This is a genomic window from Sinomicrobium halophytocola (assembly GCF_052983395.1).
In genome coordinates this window covers 136,081-161,003 of record NZ_JBRKIT010000040.1, presented here as the reverse complement: position 1 = coordinate 161,003, position 24,923 = coordinate 136,081, and the positions used below count along the sequence as shown (strand labels likewise).

18 protein-coding genes are annotated in these 24,923 nt (G+C 44.2%); 16 read left to right on the top strand and 2 right to left on the bottom strand.

All coding sequences use genetic code 11. The annotated features are described in order from the left end of the window. Positions 1–13: 13 nt before the first annotated feature. The 3 genes from ACVBDY_RS17480 (at position 14) to ACVBDY_RS17470 (ending at position 5,073) form a co-directional block, all read left to right on the top strand. Positions 14–1,948, top strand: a complete 1,935-nt coding sequence (locus ACVBDY_RS17480; protein WP_447176923.1) for a RagB/SusD family nutrient uptake outer membrane protein — start codon at positions 14–16, stop codon at positions 1,946–1,948. 262 nt (positions 1,949–2,210) lie between these two features. Then, positions 2,211–3,356, top strand: coding sequence for an endo-1,4-beta-xylanase (locus ACVBDY_RS17475; RefSeq protein ID WP_447176745.1), 1,146 nt, complete (start codon positions 2,211–2,213; stop codon positions 3,354–3,356). Positions 3,357–3,501: 145 nt separating this feature from the next. Continuing rightward, on the top strand, positions 3,502–5,073 hold the full coding sequence (locus ACVBDY_RS17470) for a glycoside hydrolase family 43 protein (protein ID WP_447176744.1): 1,572 nt from the start codon (positions 3,502–3,504) through the stop codon (positions 5,071–5,073). A 115-nt stretch (positions 5,074–5,188) separates the two neighbouring features. Here the strand turns inward: ACVBDY_RS17470 and ACVBDY_RS17465 are convergent, their stop codons facing one another. Further along, positions 5,189–7,354, bottom strand: coding sequence for an alpha-glucuronidase family glycosyl hydrolase (locus tag ACVBDY_RS17465; RefSeq protein ID WP_447176743.1), 2,166 nt, complete (start codon positions 7,352–7,354; stop codon positions 5,189–5,191). A 458-nt stretch (positions 7,355–7,812) separates the two neighbouring features. Here ACVBDY_RS17465 and cls point away from each other — a divergent pair, with 458 nt between their 5' ends. The 3 genes from cls to ACVBDY_RS17450 all read left to right on the top strand — a co-directional run bounded on the left by cls (position 7,813) and on the right by ACVBDY_RS17450 (position 11,499). Then, entirely contained in the window at positions 7,813–9,231 is a 1,419-nt protein-coding gene (cls, locus tag ACVBDY_RS17460; protein WP_447176742.1) for a cardiolipin synthase, read from the top strand. 169 nt (positions 9,232–9,400) lie between these two features. Continuing rightward, positions 9,401–10,441 (top strand): zinc-dependent alcohol dehydrogenase family protein, encoded by a 1,041-nt coding sequence (locus tag ACVBDY_RS17455; RefSeq protein ID WP_447176741.1) that lies wholly within the window; start codon positions 9,401–9,403, stop codon positions 10,439–10,441. Positions 10,442–10,626: 185 nt separating this feature from the next. After that, the gene (locus ACVBDY_RS17450) at positions 10,627–11,499 is read left to right on the top strand and encodes a sugar phosphate isomerase/epimerase family protein (RefSeq protein ID WP_447176740.1); all 873 of its coding nucleotides are present in this window, start codon (positions 10,627–10,629) and stop codon (positions 11,497–11,499) included. A gap of 170 nt (positions 11,500–11,669) precedes the next feature. Here the strand turns inward: ACVBDY_RS17450 and ACVBDY_RS17445 are convergent, their stop codons facing one another. Continuing rightward, the gene (locus ACVBDY_RS17445) at positions 11,670–12,800 is read right to left on the bottom strand and encodes a LytTR family transcriptional regulator DNA-binding domain-containing protein (RefSeq protein WP_447176739.1); all 1,131 of its coding nucleotides are present in this window, start codon (positions 12,798–12,800) and stop codon (positions 11,670–11,672) included. Between the two features lie 203 nt (positions 12,801–13,003). On the opposite strand from ACVBDY_RS17445, the gene ACVBDY_RS17440 reads away from it, so the two are divergent. The 10 genes from ACVBDY_RS17440 (at position 13,004) to ACVBDY_RS17395 (ending at position 24,748) form a co-directional block, all read left to right on the top strand. After that, on the top strand, positions 13,004–13,873 hold the full coding sequence (locus ACVBDY_RS17440) for a COG4315 family predicted lipoprotein (RefSeq protein WP_447176738.1): 870 nt from the start codon (positions 13,004–13,006) through the stop codon (positions 13,871–13,873). Between the two features lie 125 nt (positions 13,874–13,998). Next, complete coding sequence (locus tag ACVBDY_RS17435; RefSeq protein WP_447176737.1) at positions 13,999–14,289, top strand: hypothetical protein; 291 nt, start codon at positions 13,999–14,001, stop codon at positions 14,287–14,289. Positions 14,290–14,301: 12 nt separating this feature from the next. Beyond that, the gene (locus ACVBDY_RS17430; RefSeq protein ID WP_447176736.1) at positions 14,302–14,733 is read left to right on the top strand and encodes an OB-fold protein; all 432 of its coding nucleotides are present in this window, start codon (positions 14,302–14,304) and stop codon (positions 14,731–14,733) included. A gap of 18 nt (positions 14,734–14,751) precedes the next feature. Then, positions 14,752–15,300 (top strand): YceI family protein, encoded by a 549-nt coding sequence (locus ACVBDY_RS17425; RefSeq protein WP_447176735.1) that lies wholly within the window; start codon positions 14,752–14,754, stop codon positions 15,298–15,300. A 311-nt stretch (positions 15,301–15,611) separates the two neighbouring features. Next, complete coding sequence (locus ACVBDY_RS17420) at positions 15,612–16,523, top strand: DUF5777 family beta-barrel protein (protein WP_447176734.1); 912 nt, start codon at positions 15,612–15,614, stop codon at positions 16,521–16,523. A 229-nt stretch (positions 16,524–16,752) separates the two neighbouring features. Beyond that, positions 16,753–17,340, top strand: a complete 588-nt coding sequence (locus tag ACVBDY_RS17415; protein WP_447176733.1) for an RNA polymerase sigma-70 factor — start codon at positions 16,753–16,755, stop codon at positions 17,338–17,340. A gap of 145 nt (positions 17,341–17,485) precedes the next feature. Next, positions 17,486–18,406 (top strand): FecR family protein, encoded by a 921-nt coding sequence (locus ACVBDY_RS17410; RefSeq protein ID WP_447176732.1) that lies wholly within the window; start codon positions 17,486–17,488, stop codon positions 18,404–18,406. Positions 18,407–18,492: 86 nt separating this feature from the next. After that, positions 18,493–21,990: a SusC/RagA family TonB-linked outer membrane protein gene (locus ACVBDY_RS17405; RefSeq protein WP_447176731.1), complete on the top strand. Its 3,498-nt coding sequence runs from the start codon at positions 18,493–18,495 to the stop codon at positions 21,988–21,990. Between the two features lie 32 nt (positions 21,991–22,022). Continuing rightward, positions 22,023–23,786, top strand: coding sequence for a RagB/SusD family nutrient uptake outer membrane protein (locus tag ACVBDY_RS17400; RefSeq protein ID WP_447176730.1), 1,764 nt, complete (start codon positions 22,023–22,025; stop codon positions 23,784–23,786). A 113-nt stretch (positions 23,787–23,899) separates the two neighbouring features. Continuing rightward, the gene (locus ACVBDY_RS17395; protein WP_447176729.1) at positions 23,900–24,748 is read left to right on the top strand and encodes an endonuclease/exonuclease/phosphatase family protein; all 849 of its coding nucleotides are present in this window, start codon (positions 23,900–23,902) and stop codon (positions 24,746–24,748) included. Positions 24,749–24,923: the final 175 nt, after the last annotated feature.

Here is a 24,923-nt window from a genome sequence, read left to right as displayed (position 1 = left end):
AATAATAATAATGATGAAGAGGATATATATAAAAACATTTATGGGAGCGGTCTTGATGGCGTTGTTCCTGACATCTTGCTCCGATATTCTGGATGAAGAGCCGCGAAGCATTTATGAACCAGGTTTTTTTGCCACCGAAGCCGGGGTTCTTGGCGGATTGACATCCATGTATGCCCATCTGCGTTACATATATGGCCAGGCGTATTATTACAATACCTGCCTTACCGGAACTGATGAAGTAACTTATGCCCAGAGTGCAGACCAGAATTTTCAGGTTATGGACCTCAGTGGTGTTGGAGGGAGCATAACTTCCACAACCAGCCGGGCCGATGTGTTATGGGGAGCCGCGTATTCCAATATCAATACAGCCAGCGGTATTATCGAAAATGCAGCAGAAGTGGGAATTTCGGATGACCTGATCGCAGAGGCCAGGTTCTTTCGTGCGTTCGATTATTTTATGCTTGTACAGACATTCGGAGGCGTATCTTTGGACTTGGGAGCAGGTGAACTGACATTCAATACCAATCCTTCGAGAACTTCCGAACGCAATACCGTGCCGGAGGTCTATACCAGGGGCGTATTTCCCGATCTGCTGACAGCCGTCAACGATCTGCCGGATGCAGGCCGTGTTACCGGGGGGGGGACCAAAACACTGGCACGCCTTTACCTGGCCAAAGCCTATCTAACCTACGGGTGGTGGCTGGAAAACCCGAACAACATTCCTACCTACCCGGAAACCGGTCGGACCGATCCGGACGGGCACGATGCCCAGTGGTATTTTCAGCAGGCATACGATGTAGCTATGGAAGCCATTAACAACCCGGGGCCATTTGGCTTGCAGGAAACTTTTTATGACGTAAGCCTGGGGCCGAACGATCGCAACAATGAGATCCTGCTGTATGCCGACCATACCGAAACAAGCGAATTCTACAACGCGGGAAGCCTTACTTACGGTAGTGGTGGTGCCCCCGATAACTTTGCAGGCTGGATGATGACCTGGAACTATACGGTGATCAACAGCAGCTCATCTGATTCGGGCTGGGAACCAGTAAGTTCTGTTCAAAGAGAAGCGGTACAGGCCCTGGGCCGCCCGTGGACCCGTATGTGTCCCACCATAGGAGCTATTACCAATACTTTTAACGATAAAGCAAACGACTCTCGTTATGACGGTACCTTTACTACTATGTATCGTGGTAACTGGGATAAGGCCGGCATTAGCGGTTCTTTGTATAATGCCAATGCTATGGAAGTCCATCCCGGGGATGCGATCCTCACTTTTCTGGACGAAGAACCAGCCGAAAGTATAGATTATATTACCCCGGCGAGCCAGGGTGCCAATGTTGGAGCAGGAGTGTTACCCGGGAGGTCCGATTTTGTCATATCGCCCGAAGGGATTAGCAGAATCGTGTATCCGGGACTCTGGAAACTTGGTCCGTATCGTACGGATAATGGCAACGGATTGGGGGAACCCAATGCCGGAAGTACCCGGCCTTTTAACATTGCCAAATTTTCGGAACTGTATTTCATTGCCGCCGAAGCGGCTGTAAAAGGAGCATCGGGCGGACAGAGCGCATACGACCTCATTAATGTTATCCGTGAACGTGCCGGAAAATGGCGTTGGGACAATAACGGCAACACGGAAAAAATAGAGGATAACAGTGCTGCAATGATCGCCGCTACCCCGACGGATATAGATATCGACTATATTCTTGCCGAACGTTCGCGGGAATACTACGGCGAAGGCTATCGCTGGTACGATCTGATACGCACCCAAAAGTGGGAAGAGCTTGCCGGTACTTACCGGATCGGCGGAAGCAATTATGGAGATCATACCCCTCAGACCATAACGCGTGATATTCGGCCATATCACTATTTACGTCCCATCCCGCAAGGACAGCTGGATGCTATGGAAGGGGACAAGAGTAATTATCAGAACCCGGGATATTAAAAAGTATCCCGTAAGATGCAGTGAAGAATCCCGGGGAAGTTACCCGGATTCGCAGAATAAAGAAGGAAAACGCTACTGAACTTAACTATGAAGTTTGTTTATGGAACAGGGACTGCTTTTATATAGAAGTTCCTGTTCCTTGGCATATATTCATAAAAACAGGTTGTACATCTTACAGGAATATCGGTAGAATACCAGGTAAGAACAAGGATTTTTCCTTTAAAAAATACAGAAGGTATAAAAATGAAACATTGCATAAGTTATGAATAGAAAAAGACGGATAGTGAGTTTCCTCTGCATTTGCGGCCTTATCGCTGGTGTAACGGCATATAAAGGAGTTGATACTATAGCGGAAAGGAATACGTTAAAGGAAGCCTATACCGGTAGATTTTACATAGGCACCGCACTTAATGAGAGCCAGATAGCAGGAAAGAGTGCAGATGAAATGGCCCTGGTAAAAAAACAGTTCAACGCCATTGTGGCGGAAAATTGTATGAAAAGCGAACGGATACATCCTTCGGAAGATACCTACGATTTTTCCCTTCCTGATAAATTTGTAGCATTTGGTGAACAAAACGGGATGCGGATCAACGGGCATACCTTGATCTGGCATTCCCAGGCACCCGAATGGTTTTTTGAAGATGAAAACGGAAATACAGTAAGTAGGAAAGTGCTCATTCAACGAATGAAAGAACATATTCATACCGTAGTAGGGCGATACAAAGGTCGGGTCAATACCTGGGATGTAGTGAACGAAGCCGTTTTGGATAACGGTGAGTTGAGAAAGAGCAAATTTTACCTGATTATCGGAGAAGATTACCTCAAACTGGCTTTTAAATTTGCCCGCGAAGCCGATCCGGAGGCCGAATTGTATTACAATGATTATTCTACGACCCTACCGGAAAAAAGAGAAGGTATTGTGAGCATGGTGAAGAAACTTCAGAAGGAAGGAATAAAGATAGATGGTATAGGCATGCAGGGGCATGTAGATCTTAACACCCCGACCATAGAAGAATTTGAAAAAAGTATCCTGGCATTTTCCGAACTGGGGGTAAAGGTGATGATCACGGAATTTGATATGACCGTTCTACCCTCACCCTGGGAAAAAACCGGGGCCGAAGTGTCTGCAAAATTTGAATACAGTAAAGAGATGGACCCTTATCAGGAAGGATTGCCAGACAGTATGACCCGGACTTTTGATGTAAGGTATGCAGAGTTCTTCAAACTTTTTTTAAAACATGAAGAAAAGATTACGCGTGTCACATTTTGGGGAGTAAATGACGGGAACTCATGGCGCAATAACTGGCCCGTACCGGGAAGAACGGATTATCCACTGCTGTTCGATCGTCATAATCAGCCTAAATCAGCAATAGACTCAATTCTGGGACTGATTCACAACAACAAGTAGTCATGTGTTATGAAATGACCTGCTTGAACCAAGTTACCCGGAATGGCGTTCTTTGTAAATCATCGTAATTTCGGAAGAGTAGGAGCCCCGGTTAAAAATTAAAAGTATCCGGATAAGAAGAAAACAAAACCTAAATCTGTTCAGCATGTATTATCGTTGTATAAATATTATCCTGGGAATCATTATGTTGTATGGTCATAGCCTGCGGGCGCAATCCCGCTCCGCACATAATCCTATAATTCATGCCGACGTTCCCGACATGTCCATGATACGGGTGGGAGATACCTATTACATGAGCAGTACCACCATGCACATGAATCCGGGGGTACCTATTATGAAATCCAAAGACCTGTCCAACTGGGAGATCGTAAACTATGCCTATGATATCCTGGACCCGGACAACGAAGCACTTAACCTGGCTGGTGGTAAAAGTACATACGGCAAAGGATCCTGGGCCAGTTGTTTGCGTTATCACAACGGGACCTATTACGTGAGTACCTTTGCTCAGACTACCGGAAAAACTTATATATACAGTACCAAGGATATTGAAAGGGGCCCCTGGGAAACTATTTCTTTCAGCCCTTCTTATCACGATCATACCCTGTTTTTTGACGATGACGGAAAGGTATATATGATATGGGGAGGAGGGAACCTGCGTATGGTAGAACTCAAAGAAGATCTTACCGGGGTCAAAGAAGGTACGGAACGTGTACTCATTGAAAATGCCAGCGCGCCTGCCGGGACGGATATAGCACTTCCGGCAGAAGGCTCACAATTGTTCAAGGTAAACGGCAAATATTATCTTTTTAATATAACCTGGCCGCGGAATGGTATGCGGACCGTACTTGTACACCGTGCCGATAAAATTACCGGGCCTTATGAAGGCAAAGTGGTTTTACAGGACAAGGGAGTGGCACAGGGAGGACTTATTGACACCAAGGGGGAAGACTGGTATGCCTATCTGTTTCGCGATTACGGAGCCGTAGGGCGTATACCTTACCTGGTCCCGGTTAACTGGGAAGACGGATGGCCCGTTCTCGGAACGGATGGCAAAGTACCTGATACCCTATCGCTTCGGTTCAATAAAAGCCTGATACCGGGCATTGTTGCCCCCGATGATTTCAAGCGTAAAAAAAATGAGCCGATCCTTCCTCCGGTATGGCAATGGAACCATAATCCCGACCGGGGACACTGGTCCCTGAACGGAAAGAAAGGTTATCTGCGTATCATCACGGGCAGAGTGGATAACTCTCTGGAAGAAGCACGAAATACCCTTACACAGCGTACTATAGGTCCGGAATGTACCGGAGATATAGGTATTGATGTTTCCGGAATGAAAGAAGGCGATATTGCCGGGCTGGCTTTACTACAGGAATTTTATGGTATGGTAGGCGTGCACTATGTCAATGGTAAAAAGAATGTTATTATGATCAATACCGGATCAGGAGGACCGGAAATTGTACAACAAATTCCGTTGGAACAGGATGTCGTACATCTCAGGGCAACTTGCGACTTCCGGAATAAAAAGGACAAAGCCCGCTTTTACTACAGTCTCGATGGTAAAGAATGGCAGCCTATCGGGAATGTATTGCAAATGAAATATACTCTGGCCCATTTTATGGGATACCGGTTTGCCCTTTTCAACTACGCGACCGAAAATCCGGGAGGACATGTGGATTTTGGTTATTTTGATATTCGGAACAACCTGGAACAATAACGAAAGGCATGTCAATTGTAAAAACACGGAAATACGGATTAAAATATAGGAATCTCTTATGAAACGGTACTTTTTACTACCGTAATTAAAGAAAATCCGGAAATAGTTTAACAGGTCAATGCCATTTCGGACTTATACCTGGGGCATAAGGGAATTTAAGAGACTTGTAATATTCCAGCGGGTGCAGCGGCGTTTCCATTTCTTTCGGAAACGGTTTTTTCGAAAAAGTCTGAAAATACAGCATACAGGCATCGCGCCACCATTGGGCTTCTTCGTACTGGATATTGAGCAACATACGTACCTCTTTAAACTGTTGTTTATCTACATAAGATTGTATAGTATCCCAGGTTTTTTGCGCCTTCCTAACCCGGTCCACACCTTCCTGGTATTTTATACCGAGGCCATCCCAAAGTGTTCTTCCGTCATGTAATTTATAATCCCACGAGAGATGATGAAACCACAGTAAATATTTTTCAGGACATGTCTTTACATTGTCGAATATCCCGGCAATTTCTGTGGCATACTGTGCGGTGGCATTACTGCCGGAAGGGGTACGGTCAAACCCTATACCTTTTGTATCTGCTTTGTGATAATATACCGGGTTCCATTCCGGACGGGATAAGTCGTCAACCCACGGGCCTGGACCATAGTGGTGCCCCGTATCCATAATGTGGTGTAATCCCAGCGGGCTCATATAATTTACTACGGCTTCATGCGATTGCAAAAGGATTTCCTTAACAGGTTTCACGAAATTTTCATCATTTGAAAAAGTGAGCCGCAGCCATTCGTCTGCGATTTTTCCGGCGGACAGGTAAGGATCCCAGGCAAGACGTCCATAACCATACCAGTTAGCCTGCCCGAAAGGATGTCCTGTCCAGTTGATATCACTGCCAATATTGGCCACCCCGGCCATACCGCTTATTTTTTTATTGTCGAGCGTACCGTCTACGACACAGGCCACCAACGATCCTTTACCGTGCCTGCAGGTATCCGACTGCAATACTTCCTCGTAAAGTTTGGGCAGGAAAACCAGGTGTGTACTGAAGCCCAGATATTCCTGGGTGATCTGGAATTCCATCATTAAAGGGGTCTTTGGCATGGCTCCGAACATGGGATGAAAGGGTTCTCTGGGCTGAAAATCAATGGCACCATTCTTGACCTGTACCAGTACATTGTCCTTGAATTTTCCGTCGAAAGGAACGAATTCGCTATAGGCCTGTTTGGCCCTGTCGGTAGCATCGTGCTCCGAATAGACAAAAGCACGCCACATCACAATACCGTGATGAGGGGCCAGGGCATCGGCCATCATGTTGGCACCGTCTACATGAGACCGTCCGTAATTCTGGGGCCCCGGTTGTCCTTCGGAATTAGCTTTTACCAGGAATCCGCCGAAATCCGGGACGGCCTTATAGATATCATTAACCTTATCTTTCCACCATTGCCGGACTTCCGGAGCCAGCGGATCGGCAGTATCGAGTCCTCCAATTTCCATAGGGGCTGAGAACCTTGCTGTGAGATACACTTTTATACCGTATGGACGGAATATATCGGCAAGTGCCGCCACTTTTTCAATATAATCGGGAGTAAGTACCAATGCGCTGGCATTGACATTGGTGAGCACCGTACCATTAACCCCTATAGAGGCATTGGCACGGGCATAGTCCTTATAACGAGGGTCTGTATATCCAGGTAAGCGGTGCCATTTCCATATGGAGGCGCCTGCGTAGCCGCGTTCCACAGTCCTGTCCAGGTTATCCCAGTGATTGAGTACGCGGATATCCGTCTTGGGAACTTCCAGTATACGGATGTTTTTCAGCGGGAGTTGTTGCTGCAAATGCCGGAGGAAGTGAAAGGTACCGTAAAGGATGCCAATATCATTTTGCGCTGTAATCACAATATTATTTTCCACAGAACGGATCAGGAAACCGTCTTTGGTAATTTCGGAAATGTCTTTTTGTAATTTCTGCCGCATCTCCGGGGATAGATTTTCTGCTTTACGCACAATCAGGGAATGTGCTTCCGGCTGTTCGGAAACAAAAGGAACGGGAGTATCCAGGAGTCCCTTCAATCCCAGGGCCAGTTCTTCTTTGGCTATATCCAGGGTTTCTTCCCCGCTTTCCATATCAATCCTCTGGATATAACTGGTATATTCCGACAGTATACCCGGGTTTTCAATTTTCCGATAGGTCAGCCAAAGGTTATAACCGTTATCGGCATAAGACAGGATGGGAAAAAAGAACAGGAAAAGGACGGAAAACAGAATTTTTTTTAAAAATGACATTTGATGCTCTTTTAAGCAACCGACAGAGGGTTGCAGGTTATTGGTTGATTTTATTTAACGGAGTAAATTAAATAAAAAACCGGTCTTTTGAAAGTTTTAAAGCAACCCATTGCGCTAATTGTTAATAAATTGTTGTCTTAAAGACTATAACGCTGTTTTCGGTAATACTTTTCCGAAAAAAACAGGGGAGTAAATGGAAAAACAAAGTGATCTTCCCCAGTGAAAAACTCTTTAGCCAAATAATTTAGGCTTCTTCTCCATTCATTCCCTCGTTGTTTTCGGGTGTGGAGATGCAATATGCAAATGATAGTATGTATATCGGGTATTTTTTAATAATAGAGCAGATATAGCTCTTTTGCCTTTACGAATGAAAAAGAATTACTAAATTGGTTAGCAGAAATTAAAGATCGTCACCGGGCATACGTATGCCGGAGTGTTATTCTTAAGTCCCCTGACAGATGACTACCGTCCTTTTTAGCTTTTATATCCTTATTACGCTGGTTTCCCTGGTAACGCTTATCCTGTACGGTACGAGGCCATCCAAGTCCTTTAGTTGGTTACTGGTTATTATTATGCTGCCCTACATGGGGGTATTGCTATACGTACTCTTTGGTATCAACCGAAGGAAAATAAAGTTTTTTAAGCTCAAGAGAATTGATGAAATGCGGGCCTATTCCTTATTCCATACTAACGGCAGAACTTCGGTTATGGAATTCTCTTCGGATAAGGAAAAAAAGATATCAGAACTGGTAAAGGGCAGTTCAGGGGCTTTACCGGGAAAGGGAAATGCGGTAACCGTGCTGAATGACGGGGTAAAAACCTTTGAGGCCATTTTTAGTGCCCTGGAAAAAGCGGAAAGCTTTATTCATGTACAATTCTATATTTTTGAGGACGGGGAATTGCTGGAAAGGCTTTTTCGGTTATTCCGGAGGAAAATAGAAGAAGGTGTTGAAGTGCGGGTTATTTACGATGCTATAGGCAGTTTTTCCTTAAGCAGGAAACACATTAAGCGTTTCCGGTCGATTGGAGTTAAAATATATTCCACGATGCCTTTGCGGTTTGGCAGTATACTTTTTACCATTAACTACAGGAATCACAGGAAGATCATTATTGTTGATGGTAAAACCGGTTTTACCGGAGGTGTTAATATTTCGGATAAATATATACGCCCTTCCCGCGATCTCGGCATATGGGACGATATGCACCTTCGTATTGAGGGGCCTGCCGTAGAGAGCCTTCACCGGGTTTTTGTCAAGGATTATTATTTTGCAAGTAGTGGAGAAGACCTTTGGCAACCCGAATATTTTCCGGAAAACAGTGAAGCGGGGAAAACGACAATGCAAGTGGTGGCCGGGGGGCCGGATTCCGATTTTTCTTCCGTAATGTATCAATATGCTGTGATGATAGGCCAGGCAGAAAAGTCTGTCTATATTGCAAATCCGTATTTTATTCCGAGTATCACCATACTGGAGAACCTGAAAATAGCCGCTCTGGGCGGAATAAAAGTTAAATTACTGGTCCCAAAGAAATCAGATACCTCCCTGGTGAAATACGGTATGCACTCCTATTTTGAAGAACTGCTTTATGCCGGAGTGGAAATATATGAACATCCCGTTAAGTTTTTGCATAGTAAAATAATTATCGTTGATGATGGAATAGCTTCCGTAGGTTCCGGGAATTTTGACAACCGTAGTTTCGATCAGAATTTCGAGGTGAACGCCCTTCTTTTTGACAAAGGAATTGCGATGTGTCTCCGGGAAGATTTTGACAAGGATTGTTCCGAAGCAAAAAAGCTGGAACTTGCCATATTCCGGCAAAGATCTTTCCTGAACAAGATGCTCGAAGGTATTGCCAGGATATTCAGTCCGCTTTTGTAATACGCATGCCTGTTCCGGTCTCATTCACTAAGTGAAGTTTGTTGTCCATCCATAAGAATATCGGGATGCTTCCGGGGGGGGGGGAACTTTCCGTATGATAAATATCATTTCACGAGGAGAAGATATGATGTAAACTTACATTTTGAAAATAACTTTAATCTGTAAGATAATGAAAGCATTAGTTTATTACGGCGAACATAATATCGCCCTGGAAGAAAGGCCGAAACCTGTAATCCAAAAACCTACGGATGTCATTGTAAAGGTTTTGAAAACCACCATTTGTGGTACGGATTTGGGGATATACAAAGGTAAAAATCCAGAAATAGAGAGCGGACGCATACTAGGACACGAAGGTATAGGTATTATCGAGGAAACGGGGAGCAGTGTATCGCAATTTAAAAAAGGCGATAAAGTTCTTATTTCCTGCATAACATCCTGCGGTTCCTGTGAATACTGTAAAAAACAAATGTATGCGCATTGCAAGGACGGGGGGTGGATACTTGGATATATGATAGACGGCGTACAGGCCGAATACGTACGTATTCCCCATGCTGATAACAGTTTGCATAGAATTCCGGAGACTATAGACGACGAGATAGCGGTATTGTTAAGTGATATTTTACCAACCGGTCATGAAATAGGGGTGCAATACGGTAATGTAAAACCAGGAGATACAATAGCGATAGTGGGAGCTGGTCCGGTAGGAATGTCCGTACTTCTAACTTCCCAGTTCTATTCGCCATCTGTTATAATTATGATAGACGTGGATGAAAACCGGCTGGCATTGGCAGGAGAACTGGGAGCAACACATACTGTAAATTCCGCTGAAGAAAATGCCGAAGAAGCCGTAAAGAAAATTGTGGGAGAAGAGGGGGTGGACGTAGCTATTGAAGCCGTTGGCCTTCCGGTAACGTGGGATATATGTCAGGGTATTGTAAAGCCCGGAGCTCATCTTGCCAATGTTGGTGTACATGGTAAAAAAGTTGATTTTGATATTCATAAACTGTGGATTAAAAACCTTACCATAACCACCGGCCTTGTAAATACGAATACCACCCCGATGCTTTTAAAGGCGGTGTCCACCAATCGCTTTGACCTGAAAAAACTGATCACACATCATTTTCGACTGAATGAACTGGAACATGCTTACCAGGTATTCTTAAACGGAGCGAGGGAAAAAGCACTGAAAATTATCATTTCGAATGATTGAACTTGTATGAAATGAAAGTTCAGGAAATATGTATGTCAGGTTTGTTTTCACTGGCTCCAACGCCTTAAATTCACGGATATCTATACTTTTGTTACCATAAAAATAGAAAAAATTGTATATTGGTAGGCTTAAGTCCATAAAGACTGGCTTAAATAAGAATCTTTCAATTTCAATATACTTATCAAATGAAAAGACGAGATTTCGTGAAAAATACCGGGCTCCTCACCGTCGGGGCCTTTGCTATGGGGCATACCAATATGGTAGCTAACGTTTTAAAAAATAAAACTATAGACCCGTTTGGGGTGCAACTTTACAGTGTACGGGATGTATTGCCCGGCGATCCTAAGGGCGTGATGACCAAACTGGCTGGTATGGGCTACAAACAGTTTGAAAGTTATGCCGGTTCCGAAGGTTTTCTGTGGGGATTGTCGCCTCGGGAAATGAAAGCTTTCCTCGCCGATATAGGTGTGGATATGGTGAGTACGCACTTTAACTATATGGGAGTAGCAGATAAACCGGACGAATTAAAGAAAAATATTGAGATGGCCGAGGGCGCAGGCCTGAAATACCTGTTATGTCCGTACATCGGTGCACAGAAGAGCTGGGACGACTGGAAAAGAATTGCCGAAGGTATGAACAAGGCAGGAGAAGAAATAAACAAGGCCGGATTGAAATTCGGATATCACAATCACGATTATTCGTTTAAGCCACTGGAAGGAAAGCTCCCCCAGGAATATCTTCTGGAAAATACAGATCCCGACCATGTCATGTTTGAGCTCGATCTTTGCTGGATAGATGTAGCCGGAGTGGATACGGCAGCGCACCTTAAGAAATACGGTGACCGGTACGAATTGTGCCATATAAAGGACTATAATATAGAGGATGGAAAACCCGTTCAGTGTGATCTCGGGAAAGGGAGCGTGGATATGAAAAGTACCTTGAAAAGTGCCCTTAAAAGCAGTATCAAATACTTTATGGTGGAGCAGGAGGAATACCCGGTATCATCACTCGAAAGTTTAGCGAATGATGCGGTTTATATGAAGACATTGAAAGTGTAAACGGGTTCACCGTTATAAACCCAACCGGAATATTACAGATATAAAAGGCTTCCCATACAAGGAGGCCTTTTGTATCGTATTTGAAGAAAGTCCGATGCCGTATGCCCCGACGCAATGCCAGGGCTTCCGTGATAATAGAAAAAAGTTGACTGGGCATATCAACCATCCTTTTACCCCCTTAACCATTGCTTGAATTCCGAGGCCTTATTTTTACTTATAACAATATCGATCGGGGACCTGGGGCTGACCTCTATTTTCAACTGATTGTTCCCGTATTTATAGATTTTATCAATGCTGTTGATAGAGAGGATAAAACGCCGGTTTGCCCGGAAGAACAAAGTGTCGTCCAGGTCGGAAAAGACTTCTTCAAGACTGTTGTTACTGTGAAAGATTCTGCCGTCCCTGCAACATATATGTGTAATGGTATTCTCCATGTATATAAAGGCTATATTATCCGGTTCAATAGAAACGATTTCATCTTTCACATAGGTTAATAATCTCTTTTTGACAAAATTGCTTTCTGTATTCTCTTCAGGATCATTCCCGTTTTCGTTTTCCTTATCTTCCACTTTTTGTTTGTACAGGATGAGATCGTGATTCAGTTTGGAAAGGGTGACGATTTCTTTAGATAATCCTTCGTTCTTTATTTCCAGTCTCTTTTCATAGCGTCCGCTGATAAGACGCACCATAAACAGGGACATCAATACAATAAGCATGCCCGACACGGCATAAGCAAGGATAAAATTGCTCTTGAGCTTCTGCATTCGCTCCTTAATATGGTTTATGTTGGCATGGGCGGCGATGATCCAGTCCGTATTTTTCACCGGGTAAAGGTAAATGATCTCCGAATCCCTTCCCTCATCCGAAAAATTCCGGATTCCCCCGGTTTCTTTTTTTTCCTTGAGGAGGTTGTACAGGTCATAAGGATCCGGTTCTGCATACACAGCAGGTTGAACAAAAGATTCTTCTGGTATTATCTGCTGTCCTATTTTTTCCGGATCGGGGTGACAGATCTCCACTCCCGACCAGTTAAACATACATACAAAACCGGCTTCCATACTTGTGCTTTCCAGGCTTCTTTGCAAATTGTTTATCACTTCGTCCTTAGACAGGCCGTTTTCCAGCTGGAACTGTACCAGGGAGGAAACCTCACTTGCTTCCCGTTTACTCGATTCGATCTGGGTTTGCAAAAAGTGATTGGTGGATATCTCCAGCAGGTAGTTCATGCTAAAATAGCCTACGATAAAGGTTACGATAGCCAGGCCTAAGAAAGTAAAGAAGTAAACTTGGTCTTTTTTCATTTTTGGGGTAGTATTTTACGTCGTACAAAATACGGGTTTTAAGAAAAACTTAACAAACAGAACAGAAGTTTATTTTCCCCGGACTTTTTAATCGCATTTTTTCCTTTTTAAAAGCTGTTTTTTCCCTCTCGTCCAGTTTTATGGGGTGTAATAATTTTGATTTCAGTTAATTTGATGTGTCCAACTTAAAACAAATTTGTACTATGAAAAAAGCCTGTTTTTTACTTACTGCTGTTGTTTTTACCTTTTATTCCTGTAGCAGCGATGACGATTCCTCTTCTGATCCGGACCCGGACCCTATTGAAAACAATATTGGGCTGACAGAAAATTCTGAGCATGGAACGATCCTTACCGATAGTGAGGGGAAGACCTTATATTTCTTCTCCGATGATGCCCGGGAGGCTTCTACCTGTACAGCGGGTTGCCTGAGTGTCTGGCCCGTATTTTATGCAGAAGACATTACCGTGGATGAAGGGCTGGATGCTGACGATTTTACGATAATAACACGGGAAGACGGGGAAAAACAAACCACATACAAGGGATGGCCGCTATATTATTTTGCGAATGACAGTGACACCGGTGATGTTAACGGTGACGGAGTCAATGAAATATGGTATGTTGCCAAACCCGATTATTCGCTGATGTACGTCCACGCCCAGCTGGTAGGGCATGACGGCAAAAACTACATTATAGACGAAAACGGGGCCTATGTGGAAGGTGATGGAGACTCTTTTTATATTACCGATGCCGAAGGGAATACACTTTACGCGTTTGTGCCGGATACCAGGGATAATAACACCTATACGAATGAGGACTTCTCCAATGATGCCATATGGCCGATCTTTCATATTGACCTGGACAGGCTTCCCAGTATCTTGAATGCCGACGATTTTAATACGATCAGTGTTCATGGAGAGCGCGATCAATTGAGTTATAAAGGTTGGCCCATGTATTATTTCGGACAGGACGAAGCTAAGGGCGATAACAAGGGTATTAGCTTTCCGCGTCCTGGCTTATGGCCTATACTGAACACGGAATCCACCGAAGCCCCGGAAGCTACCGACGAAGGATAGAGTGCATAATTTAAAAAAGGGAATAGAAACCATATCCTTTCCCCTTCATCTTATTTTAATGATCCATGATACCAAAAATTTTTAGAAAAACTTGTGTTCCCGCCCTTTTTCTACTTGCTGTAGGTATGACCTCATGCGAGTATAATGTAGAGGAGGAGGATATAGATGAGCCTTTATGCGATCCCGATCTGTCATTCGTTACCGCAGTCAAGCCTATAATAGACAATAGCTGTATACAATGTCATAACGGTTCCGGGCATCCGCTTGATCTCCGCGATTTTACCGTGATACAGAATAATGCCGAAAGGATCAAAGAGCTTACCCAGACGAGGGCCATGCCATTGCAGGGATCATTGACTTCAGAAGAAATTGCCCTTATAGGGTGCTGGGTAGACAACGGAGCTCCGGATAATTAAAACTGGAAATTTATGAATAAAGTAAAACGTTCTGTCTATATCTCGGGCATAATTATAGCTGCGGGCGCTTTAATAGGTTCCCTGGTCTTTATGAAACTGTATAACAAACCCCACACCGATGTACATAGGGCTGATCCGGACTATACCCTTACAGCAACAACCTTGATAGAAGCATTTAAAACTGATGAAACAGGAGCCAACGGTTTATATCTGGACAAGATCTTACAGGTAGAAGGCGTAATAAAAGATATTAGTATAGTTGATGGTAATAGTGTTATTACCCTTGGAGTGGAAAATTCCGGAGAGAACATCATATGCAACATGTATCCTACCGAAAATAAAAAGGCGCTTGGCCTGCATAAGGGACAAAAGATAAAGGTTAAAGGAATTTGTACCGGCTTCCTGCTCGATGTTATCCTGGTCAGGGCAGTAATCATCAATTAAAAATAAGAATTGAACAACATGTATATCAGATTCATAGTGCTACTGTTTTTTATAAGTTTTAATTCCGTATTGTTTTCCCAGGAAAAGTATCTTACCAGGCAGGGAGAGGTTTCTTTTTACTCTCATACCCCGGTAGAGGATATCAAAGCGGAGAACAAACAGGTGTTGAGCATCGTGGACCTTTCCTCCGGAGAGATAGCCATAAACATACTGATGAAATCTTTTGTTTTTGAAAAAGCCCTGATGCAGGAACACTTCAACGAGAATTATGTAGAGTCCGATAAGTTTCCCAAGGCGGCTTTTACAGGAAAGATACATAACCTTAAGGAAGTCCTTTCCGGAAATAATCACGTGGCGGAAGTAAGAGGAAAGCTGACGATTCACGGCATTACAAAACCTGTGGACATCGAGGCTAAATCCGATTTGGAAGGAGATAAGGTAACCCTGAAGGGAAAGTTTGTGATAGCTGTTGCGGACTACGATATAAAAATACCGGTAATTGTCCGCAATAATATTGCCCGGGAGGTAGAGGTTTCCTTTAAGCTCGATCACCTTCCGTATAATTAATGTACCAATTAGTCAATGAGCTAATGGCGCAGTTAATGATATATTAATGCGAAATAAGGGGCGGTTTTTTAGTCCGGTTACTGAGTTATTGGCTTATTGAGTTACTAAGTCTATAAGTATCGCCTAAATAACCTAATAACCAGTAACTAAATCGCATACCCCCGAAGGCTATAAAGGTTTAATTTCAACTCTTAATTCGCATTATTAACTGGTTGACGGATTTGGACGGCTCATTATCACATTATCGGATTTTCCAATTGCACATGATCACATGGGCACATTAAATAAAAACTTTTAACCTATTGAAATCAATGAAAAAAATAATATTCATATTGCTCTTCCTGTGCGTTTATACCCAGGTATCTGCCCAGGACCTTATGGAGATACTGGAGGAAGAAACTCCGGAAAATAAAGAGTACGTAAGCGCAGCATTCAAAGGTACCCGGATCATCAACGGGCATTCCATAGAAAACCGGAAAAAAGGAATTCTGGAATTTCTCATTTCCCACCGTTTCGGCCGGATCAATGACGGTATAGATGAGTTGTTCGGCCTGGACGATTCCAATATCCGCTTTGCCCTGGAATACGCCTTAACCGATGATCTGATGTTCGGTATAGGAAGGAGTTCTTTTGAGAAGACTTATGACGGTTTTGTAAAATATAAACTCCTGAAGCAGGCGACAGGCAAAGAACCATTTCCATTGAGTGTATCCCTCTTCGGCAGTGTTGCCTGGAAGACGCTGAAGGATTACGAGCCGGAGGACAAGCCCGATTTCAGCGATCGTTTGTTCTATACCACCCAGGTGCTCATCGCCCGGAAATTTAACGAAAATCTGTCACTGCAACTTTCCCCTACCTATGTACACCGGAATTCGGTAAGAATTGATGCCGATCCTCATGATATATTTGCCATAGGAACGGGAGGTCGTTATAAATTGAGCAAAAGGGTTTCGGTCAACGCCGAATATTTCTACACGATCAATCCTTTGAAGTCCGTGGATACCAAAAATGCTTTTGCTTTGAGTGTGGATATAGAAACAGGCGGACATGTATTCCAGCTCATGGTCTCCAATGCTATTACCATGATCGAAAAGTCGTTTATTACGGAAACGACAGATGATTTCTTTAAGGGAGATATCCATTTCGGATTTAATATATCCCGGGCCTTTCAAATTGGTAACAAACGCCGGAAAATTCCGGGGAAAGACGAAAAAGAATGGTAGAAACATTAAGGGGCAGGAAGTAAAGGAACCAATGAAAATTCTCCGGACATTATTTATGATAGTCGTCATGACGCAGAACTTCAACGAACTTATACCGAATAGTGCGTGGTAACATCCCTTTTTTATACCGGCCTCTTAATAACCAGGTAACCGAATACCCCGGAACTTGAATTCACTATTTTACATTTTCTTAAAGTTGGCTTAGTGCAAATTTTTATTCCTTTGTGGAATGAACAGGGAGTCTGCTATAATCAGTACTTATGTAGAGCAGGTCAAAGCTTCTGATGAAAAGGCCTTTAATAAACTTTTCGGGCAACTTTGGGAGCCGTTGTACCATTACGCCTTTTCCTTACTTGAAGATAAAACTCTTGCCAAAGATATGGTCCAGGATGTCTGGATGGACTTCTGGGAGAGAAGACTGGACATCAAAAACAACAATATACAAGCCTATTTATACAAGGCAGTAAGATACCGGGTATTTAAGGAACTGCGGGATTCCAAACTTAAAGAGTCTCATCTGGAGGCTTTAAAAACCATTCATAATGAAGATAGTACCGAGGACAACCCTGTCCTGAATTTGGAAGAAACGAAAGAACTTCTGGATAAAAAATTAGCTGTTCTGCCCGACAAGTGCAGGGAAGTTTTTAAACTGAGCAGATTAGACGGCTTGAAGAACAAAGAAATTGCCGAAGAACTGGGAATTTCCGAAAATACGGTCGAGAATCATATTACCCGGGCTTTTAAACTACTCAAGAAAAGGGCTGCTTTTCCATTACCCGTTTTATTTGCAGCCATTCTCGAATACTTCACAACCTAAACATAAAACGCAATGATCATTACGTTAAGATAACGTAAACAAGAAAAGGGCTTTTGGCTCTCCTGTGTTATGTAATGATTAACAATTTTAGATGTGTAGGGGTAAATTGAAAACTCCGGTATATATACACAACAAAGAATACCTGATGACAGAAAAACAGTTTAAAAAACTATTGAGCAGATTCCTCGAAGGAAAGGCTACGAAGCAGGAAATCGACGATATCGAAAAGTTCGAAGATTTCATGTTGAATAAAAACAGGGAGAAGATGATCAATATCAGGGATAAACATGTAATAGTAAATGAAATTTATACAGGTATTAAAAATCGCATCTCCCCGGTTCGTTTTTCCTGGACAGGAATTGCGGCTTCCATAGTGTTTTTAATAGGTATGGGATATGGCATATTTTACCTGGTCGGAATTCCCGAACGCGTTGTAGTATATAACGAAACATCAGAGCCGAAAGAGGTGATCTTACAAGACGGCTCGGTAATTACCTTAAACCGGAACAGCCGGATAGTGTATACCGATGAATTCGGGAAGGCTGACAGGAAGGTAGAATTAACCGGAGAGGCCTTTTTTAAGGTAGCTAAGGATCCTCTGAAACCGTTTCTCATAAAAACAGGAGAACTCAATACAAGGGTAGTAGGTACCCGGTTCAATATTAAGGAAAACAATAGATCGGTAAGCGTTACCGTATCCGAAGGGAAGGTTAAGGTGTATCACGCAAAAGACACTGTAAACCTTACGGCAGGCAGGCAGGGGGTGTATAAGCTGAAATCCGGAGAATTGGAAGAAAAAGAAGTAAACGCTTCGCTGTATACACTGTGGCAAAAGGATAAAATAGAACTGAACGGGGTTACCATAGAAGATTTATGTATCGTGTTGCACGCATTATACGATATGGAAATGGTCTTTGAGGACCGGGAATCAAAAAAGGTACTGATAGCTATAACACTAAATAAAAACGAAAAACCGGAAGATATCATTAGCCGGGTAAACCTGATCAACGAAGTCAAACTAACTAAAACACAAAACAATATGATAATGGTAGAAAAAAGCAAATGATCCGAAAATATAAAGAGCCTGCGGCAACAGGCTCTTTTCAGAAAGCGTCGAAGTAAATAGTTAAAAAAACCACAACACTTAATTTTATGAGCTTAAAAAAACTCAGGTATAAAATAGCATATACCATTACTTTTTTATTGATGTTCTCCACATCACATGCTATAAAGCAGAAGAACACCGAAGAAGCAAAAATAAGCATTAATCTGCAAGATGTTACCCTTGTCCGGATTTTTTCCGAGATCAGTAAAAAAACGGACGCGCAGTTCTCCTATGGCGAATTTGTGATAAAAAACAATAAAAAGTATAATACTGTTTATGAAAACCAACCGTTAAAGACCATCCTGACACAACTTGGCAAAGAAGCCGGATTTGAGTTTACGGTAAAAGGAAACAATATTATTATTCACAATGCCGTGACTTCCGGTACACCACCCGGTAATGCGCTTCAGCAAATGGATGTAACCGGTACGGTAACCGATGATACCGGTACACCGTTACCCGGAGCTACCGTATTGGAAAAAGGAACAAGCAACGGGGTAACAGCCGATTTTGACGGTAATTTTTCCATCAGGGTTTCAGGACCGGATGCCGTATTGCAGGTTTCTTATCTGGGGTATCAGTCGCAGGAGATAAAGGTGAATAACCAGCCCGGTCTGGAGATCGTTTTAAAAGAAAACAACACGGCCCTGGACGAAGTGGTCGTTGTAGGCTACGGTACACAACGTAAAGTAAATCTCACCGGCGCCGTAGACCAGGTAGGAAGCGAAGTATTTCAGAATCGTCCCATTCCGAATATAACACAAGGGTTGGTAGGGGTAGTTCCCAACCTTAATATCCGGATGCTCGATGGAAAACCTACACAATCCCCCAGTTTCAATATCCGGGGTACAACTTCCATAGGCCAGGGTGGAAATGCACTTGTTTTGATTGACGGTGTGGAAGGAGACCCGCGAATGCTGAACCCTAACGATATAGAAAGTGTATCCGTATTGAAAGATGCGGCCTCAGCCTCTATCTACGGTGCCCGGGCGGCATTTGGAGTGGTATTGATTACCACCAAATCTGTTAAAGAAGGGAAAACTTCCATCAGTTACTCCACCAATTACTCCATTAAATCGCCTACAACCGTACCAGACAACATTACGGAATCCTATCCCTGGGCCAAGAATTTCAACGATGCCTGGTCCAACTGGAATGATAACGGTAACACTCCTACGGCAATAAACAAAACGCTGGCTTTTTCTCCCGAGTATTTAGAAGAGATCAAGCGCCGGTGGGAAGATCCCTCCCTGCCTCGTGTTGACATCGATCCGGAAACGGGAGAATACATCTATTTCTACAATACGGACTGGTACGATGTATTGATGAAAGATCAGTTTATGGCCCAGGACCACAACCTGACGTTCTCCGGCGGGAACGACAAGGCTGCCTTTTACCTCAGTGGCCGGTATAACGGGCAGGACGGATTGTTCGAATACAATTCCGATAATTATAAAATGTACAACCTGAGGGCTAAAGGAAATATCCAGCTCAATGACTGGCTTTCCATTGAGAACAACATGGAATTCTCCAAGATGGATTATCACCAGCCCCTGAACGTAGGGGAGGGGAGCGGTATCTGGCGGAACATGGCCGATGAAGGCCATCCCCTGGCCCCTCTTCAGAATCCTGACGGCACACTTACGTTTCCTGCTGCCTATACGGTAGGAGATTATTTCATAGGTCGCAACGGGATCGATACCGAACGCCGGTTTTTAAAGAACCAGATAGCCGCGAAGGCCGAGTTCCTGGATAAGAGCCTTATTCTCAGAGGAAATTTCACCTACCAGACCACAGATGTCGGGACCAATCAGAACCGGGTACAGGTACCTTACAGCCGTTACGAAGGGGTTATAGGATACACAGGTACCAATACCAATGATGTACAGGAACGGAGGCAGACTACAGAATACATTGCTACCAATATGTATGCCGATTATACCCGGTCGTTCTCCGATACACACAACCTCCACCTGTTGGTCGGGTTCAATTACGAACAATCGGAGTACAAGAACCTCACGGCCCGTCGTAACGGGATCGTTTATGAAGATGCCGATGACATTAATCTCGCATTGGGACAAAGTATAACTACCGAAGGAGGCTTTCAGAAATGGCGGATCGCCGGTGGTTTTTTCCGGGTAAACTATAACTTTAAGGAGCGTTATTTGCTCGAAGTTAACGGGCGTTACGACGGCTCCTCCAAATTCCCTACCGATGAGCAATGGGCTTTCTTTCCTTCGGCTTCCGTGGGTTGGAGGCTCTCCGAAGAACCGTTCTGGAAACTGGACCCGAAGGTACTGTCCAATGTAAAGATACGGGCTTCTTACGGCTCCCTGGGTAACGGGAATATCGATGCCTATTCGTTTACGGAGAATTTTTCCATTTCCCAGTCAGACCGCATTATTAACGGCGTACGTCCGCAGCAGACCGGCCAGCCGGGAGTAGTGCCTGCGGGACTCACCTGGGAAACTTCCACCACAGGCAATATTGGTCTGGACTTTGCTATGCTCAACAATCGCTTGACGTTTACTGGCGACCTGTATCGCAGGTGGACCAAGGACATGTTTACGACCGGGCCCACCTTGCCGGCGGTATTCGGTACGGATGTGCCTAAGGGGAATTATGCAGATCTGGAAACTACCGGGTGGGAAATCTCCGTGAACTGGAAAGACCAGTTTTATATGAGCGGCAAACCGTTCAACTATGGAATACGACTGATGATGTCGGATTCCTGGGCCGTCATAACCAAATATAACAACGAACGCAAAATACTCACCGATTATTACGAAGGACAGCGCATAGGAGAAATATGGGGTTATCGCGTAGAAGGGCTTTTTCGTTCGGATGAAGAAATTGCCAATTCGCCCAGCCAGTCCAATGTGCAAAGCACCAATACCAGGAGAAATTATGTAGGAGATATCAAGTACAAAAACCTGGACGGTGACGATGTAATCTATCACGGTGAAAATACAGTAGATAACCCCGGTGATAAAACTATTATCGGTAATTCCGAACCGCGTTACATTTACGGTATTAACCTGGATGGAGACTGGAACGGGATCTTCCTTTCAGCATTTTTCCAGGGCGTGCTTAAACAGGATTGGTTCCCGTCAAGCGAATCGCGTTTCTGGGGGCAGTATAACCGTCCCTACAACCCGTACCCGAGCTGGCAGGAAAACAATATGTACCGCGAAGAACTGGGCAATTTCGATGCGTATCTGCCACGTCTTGTCGGATACAGCCAATTAAACGATCAGCCCAATGACAGACACATACAGAATGTGGCATATATCCGTTTACGGAATATCCAGTTAGGTTATACGTTACCGGCAGATTTCGTGTCCAGATTCGGAGCCACAGATGTTAAAATTTATTTGTCCGGTGAGAACTTGTGGACCTGGTCGCCGCTGTACAAATGGACAAAAGATACGGATGTAACCAATATTTATGGTTCAGACAGGGATCTGAGTGGCGGAAGCAGCGGGGATGGTTATAACTACCCGATGCTGAAGGCCATTTCTTTTGGATTATCTATAAACTTTTAATCACCTGATCATCGAAAAAACAAACAGAGTATATGAAACTATTTAATTATTTTTTAGCTGCCCTGATCCTGGTATCTTTTTCTGCTTGCGACCTGGATGAGACACCAGTGGCGACCGCTACACGAGATGCCGTATTCGGGTCCGAGAGCGGCATGGAACTGTACGTCAACTCGTTTTACGATATCCTTCCCGGACCCGATCAGGGCGTGTTTGCCATAGACAACACTTCGGATTTTGTAGCTCGTAACGGAGTGGATACCTATCTTACTCCCAATGCGTTGAGCCCTATTACCAGTAATGGATGGGATTGGAAGGAGTTGCGAAATATCAACTATTTTATTGAAAACGCAGAGGACAGTGAGGTAGACGAAAAAGAACATTATATCGGTCTGGCCCGCTTCTTCCGTGCGCTGTTCTATTTTGATAAGGTAAAACGTTTTGGAGACGTGCCCTGGGTGGATCAAACGATTGATGTCTCCGACACCCTGACTTTAAATGCCCCCAGGGATAGCAGGTTTGAAGTCATGGAAAGGGTACTGGAAGATTTAAATTATGCCATTGCAAATATTACGCTTACAAACGACCCTTCCTGTACACGTATCACCCAGAACGTGGCCCGGGCCTACAAGACCCGGATCTGCCTTTTCGAAGCTTCGTTCCGTAAGTATCATACCGGTTACGGTATGCAGGGCACAGCCGATACCTGGTACCAGGAAGTGGTGAATGAAGCCAATGATATCAGCGGATTCACCCTGCATGAAGGGACTGATAACGAATTGTCTTACAGAGAACTGTTCATTACACGTACTCCTTATACCGATGAAACCCTGCTCGCCGTGGTATTAGATCCGTCTCTACAGGTATTTAGTTCGGCAAACAGGCGTTTTATAAGCCCTACCTATGGCAGCCGTCCGGCGCTGACCAGGCAATTCGTGAATACGTATCTCAAACTGGACGGTACACCGTTTACGGCAGCTTCCGGTTATGAAACGATGCCCTTTGTCGAAGAGGTGAAGGACCGTGATCTCCGTTTAAAACAGACCATTCGTCTCGGGGACTACCACCGTACTGAGAATGGTGTTCCTGTTATTGCTCCCCCGAGCCTAAGCCAATCCTGGACAGGGTACCAGCCTATCAAATGGTGTTATGACGAACGCTTTCCTTATGACGATGAAAGCCTTAACGATAATGCCCACATCATCATGCGTTGGGGAGAAGTATTACTCAACAAGGCGGAAGCCCTGGCCGAGCTGGGGCAAATGAACGATGCGGAATGGGCATCTACCATTGGTGAATTACGACAACGTGCAGGTATTACTGGCCCTACGCTTACCACCATGCCTGCGGAGGCCGATCCGTACCTGGTGGATTATTACCTGGGGAAATTTACCGATCCGGTATTGCTGGAAGTCATGCGGGAGCGGACTATTGAACTGGCTTTTGAAGGATTGCGGCCCGACGATCTGAAACGCTGGCACATAGGAGAACTTTTTCAGGAAGCCCCGATGAACGGAATTTATGTTCCGCAATTAGGTGAACAGGACCTGAATGGCGACGGTATTATGGATGTATGTTTCTATCAGGGAAGCCAGCCCGAACCTTCTGATCCTTCCGTAGTAATGATAGATGTTTCTCCCAATACTGCCACGGGGCGTCGCTGGCTTTCCAACGGAACCTCCGGGGAACTTATATATAACCCGGGCGACCGGGAATGGCAGGATCGGAAATATCTTTATCCCATTCCCCAGGCAGATCTGGAGCAAAACCCGAAATTGGGACAGAATCCCGATTGGTAAAAGTTCCTGTAAATTTCGGTTGCGGATTTACGCACAATCGGAATTGGCTTTTTGAGAATGACTCGTGTATCCGCAGCAAACGGCACCATTTAAAAACAAATAAACAGTAACAGATGAAAACCAGATTTTTAAAAATTATTGTTTGTCTTTTGACAATATCAACATCTGCCCAAAGTAAACATGATGAAGAAATATGGGTGGCAAGTTATAATCTACGAATGGATACTCCCAGGGATAGCCTCAATTCCTGGTCGCATCGCAAGGAAAATGTCAAGGGCCTGATCCGGTATCACGATTTTGATATTTTTGGTACACAAGAAGGGTTTTCACATCAATTGGAAGACTTACTCGAATTGCCGGGTTTTACCTATTTCGGAGCCGGTCGTGACGATGGGAAGCACGCCGGGGAGCATTCGGCCATTTTTTACAGGAAAGACCGGTTTACCCTGACGGACTCCGGGAACTTCTGGTTAAGCGAAACACCTGAAAAACCGGGTAAGGGCTGGGATGCCACCTGCTGCAACAGGATTTGCTCCTGGGTAAAATTAACCGATAAACAAACCGATAAGACCTTTTATGTATTCAACGTGCATTTTGATCACCAGGGGGTAATCGCACGGCGGGAATCGGGTAAATTGATGGTGAGCAAGATCAAAGAGATTGCCGGTGATGCCCCGGTAATATGTACCGGCGATTTTAACTCCAGGCCGGAAACAGAACAGATTATGGGTATGGGAGCTGTTGTACGGGATTCGTATACGATAACAGAAACTCCTCCCTACGGCCCGGTAGGAACCAGTAACGGATTCCGTTTTGAAGCTTCTATGAAACATCGTATAGATTATGTATTTGTGAGTAAGCATTTCAATGTGTCTGAGTACGCGGTGCTCACCGATGCAAAAGACCAGCGGTATCCTTCGGATCATCAACCGGTAGTAGCCCGTATCCGTTTTACAGAATAGCCCCATATCTTAGTTTGATTTCATACCGGAGCCGGCCGCAATTGGATTTGTGGCCGGTTTTTTATTGGTCGGGATTTCGGATTTAAAATCCTGCTTCGGACAGTATTTTCGGCCCATATAATTCAGCCATGGATGCACGGATAATTTTTAGACTATTATTCATGTATCCGTCGTG

What these genes read in the sequence shown, in the direction of transcription:
- ACVBDY_RS17410 (WP_447176732.1), top strand. Translation starts at nt 17,486, where the DNA reads ATGACAGAAAAACAGTTTAAAAAACTATTGAGCAGATTCCTCGAAGGA.
- ACVBDY_RS17435 (WP_447176737.1), top strand. Translation starts at nt 13,999, where the DNA reads ATGACCTCATGCGAGTATAATGTAGAGGAGGAGGATATAGATGAGCCT.
- ACVBDY_RS17395 (WP_447176729.1), top strand. Translation starts at nt 23,900, where the DNA reads ATGAAAACCAGATTTTTAAAAATTATTGTTTGTCTTTTGACAATATCA.
- ACVBDY_RS17445 (WP_447176739.1), bottom strand. Translation starts at nt 12,800, where the DNA reads ATGAAAAAAGACCAAGTTTACTTCTTTACTTTCTTAGGCCTGGCTATC.
- ACVBDY_RS17430 (WP_447176736.1), top strand. Translation starts at nt 14,302, where the DNA reads ATGAATAAAGTAAAACGTTCTGTCTATATCTCGGGCATAATTATAGCT.
- ACVBDY_RS17405 (WP_447176731.1), top strand. Translation starts at nt 18,493, where the DNA reads ATGAGCTTAAAAAAACTCAGGTATAAAATAGCATATACCATTACTTTT.
- ACVBDY_RS17450 (WP_447176740.1), top strand. Translation starts at nt 10,627, where the DNA reads ATGAAAAGACGAGATTTCGTGAAAAATACCGGGCTCCTCACCGTCGGG.
- ACVBDY_RS17470 (WP_447176744.1), top strand. Translation starts at nt 3,502, where the DNA reads ATGTATTATCGTTGTATAAATATTATCCTGGGAATCATTATGTTGTAT.
- ACVBDY_RS17420 (WP_447176734.1), top strand. Translation starts at nt 15,612, where the DNA reads ATGAAAAAAATAATATTCATATTGCTCTTCCTGTGCGTTTATACCCAG.
- ACVBDY_RS17440 (WP_447176738.1), top strand. Translation starts at nt 13,004, where the DNA reads ATGAAAAAAGCCTGTTTTTTACTTACTGCTGTTGTTTTTACCTTTTAT.
- ACVBDY_RS17415 (WP_447176733.1), top strand. Translation starts at nt 16,753, where the DNA reads ATGAACAGGGAGTCTGCTATAATCAGTACTTATGTAGAGCAGGTCAAA.
- ACVBDY_RS17425 (WP_447176735.1), top strand. Translation starts at nt 14,752, where the DNA reads ATGTATATCAGATTCATAGTGCTACTGTTTTTTATAAGTTTTAATTCC.
- cls (WP_447176742.1), top strand. Translation starts at nt 7,813, where the DNA reads ATGACTACCGTCCTTTTTAGCTTTTATATCCTTATTACGCTGGTTTCC.
- ACVBDY_RS17465 (WP_447176743.1), bottom strand. Translation starts at nt 7,354, where the DNA reads ATGTCATTTTTAAAAAAAATTCTGTTTTCCGTCCTTTTCCTGTTCTTT.
- ACVBDY_RS17400 (WP_447176730.1), top strand. Translation starts at nt 22,023, where the DNA reads ATGAAACTATTTAATTATTTTTTAGCTGCCCTGATCCTGGTATCTTTT.
- ACVBDY_RS17480 (WP_447176923.1), top strand. Translation starts at nt 14, where the DNA reads ATGAAGAGGATATATATAAAAACATTTATGGGAGCGGTCTTGATGGCG.
- ACVBDY_RS17455 (WP_447176741.1), top strand. Translation starts at nt 9,401, where the DNA reads ATGAAAGCATTAGTTTATTACGGCGAACATAATATCGCCCTGGAAGAA.
- ACVBDY_RS17475 (WP_447176745.1), top strand. Translation starts at nt 2,211, where the DNA reads ATGAATAGAAAAAGACGGATAGTGAGTTTCCTCTGCATTTGCGGCCTT.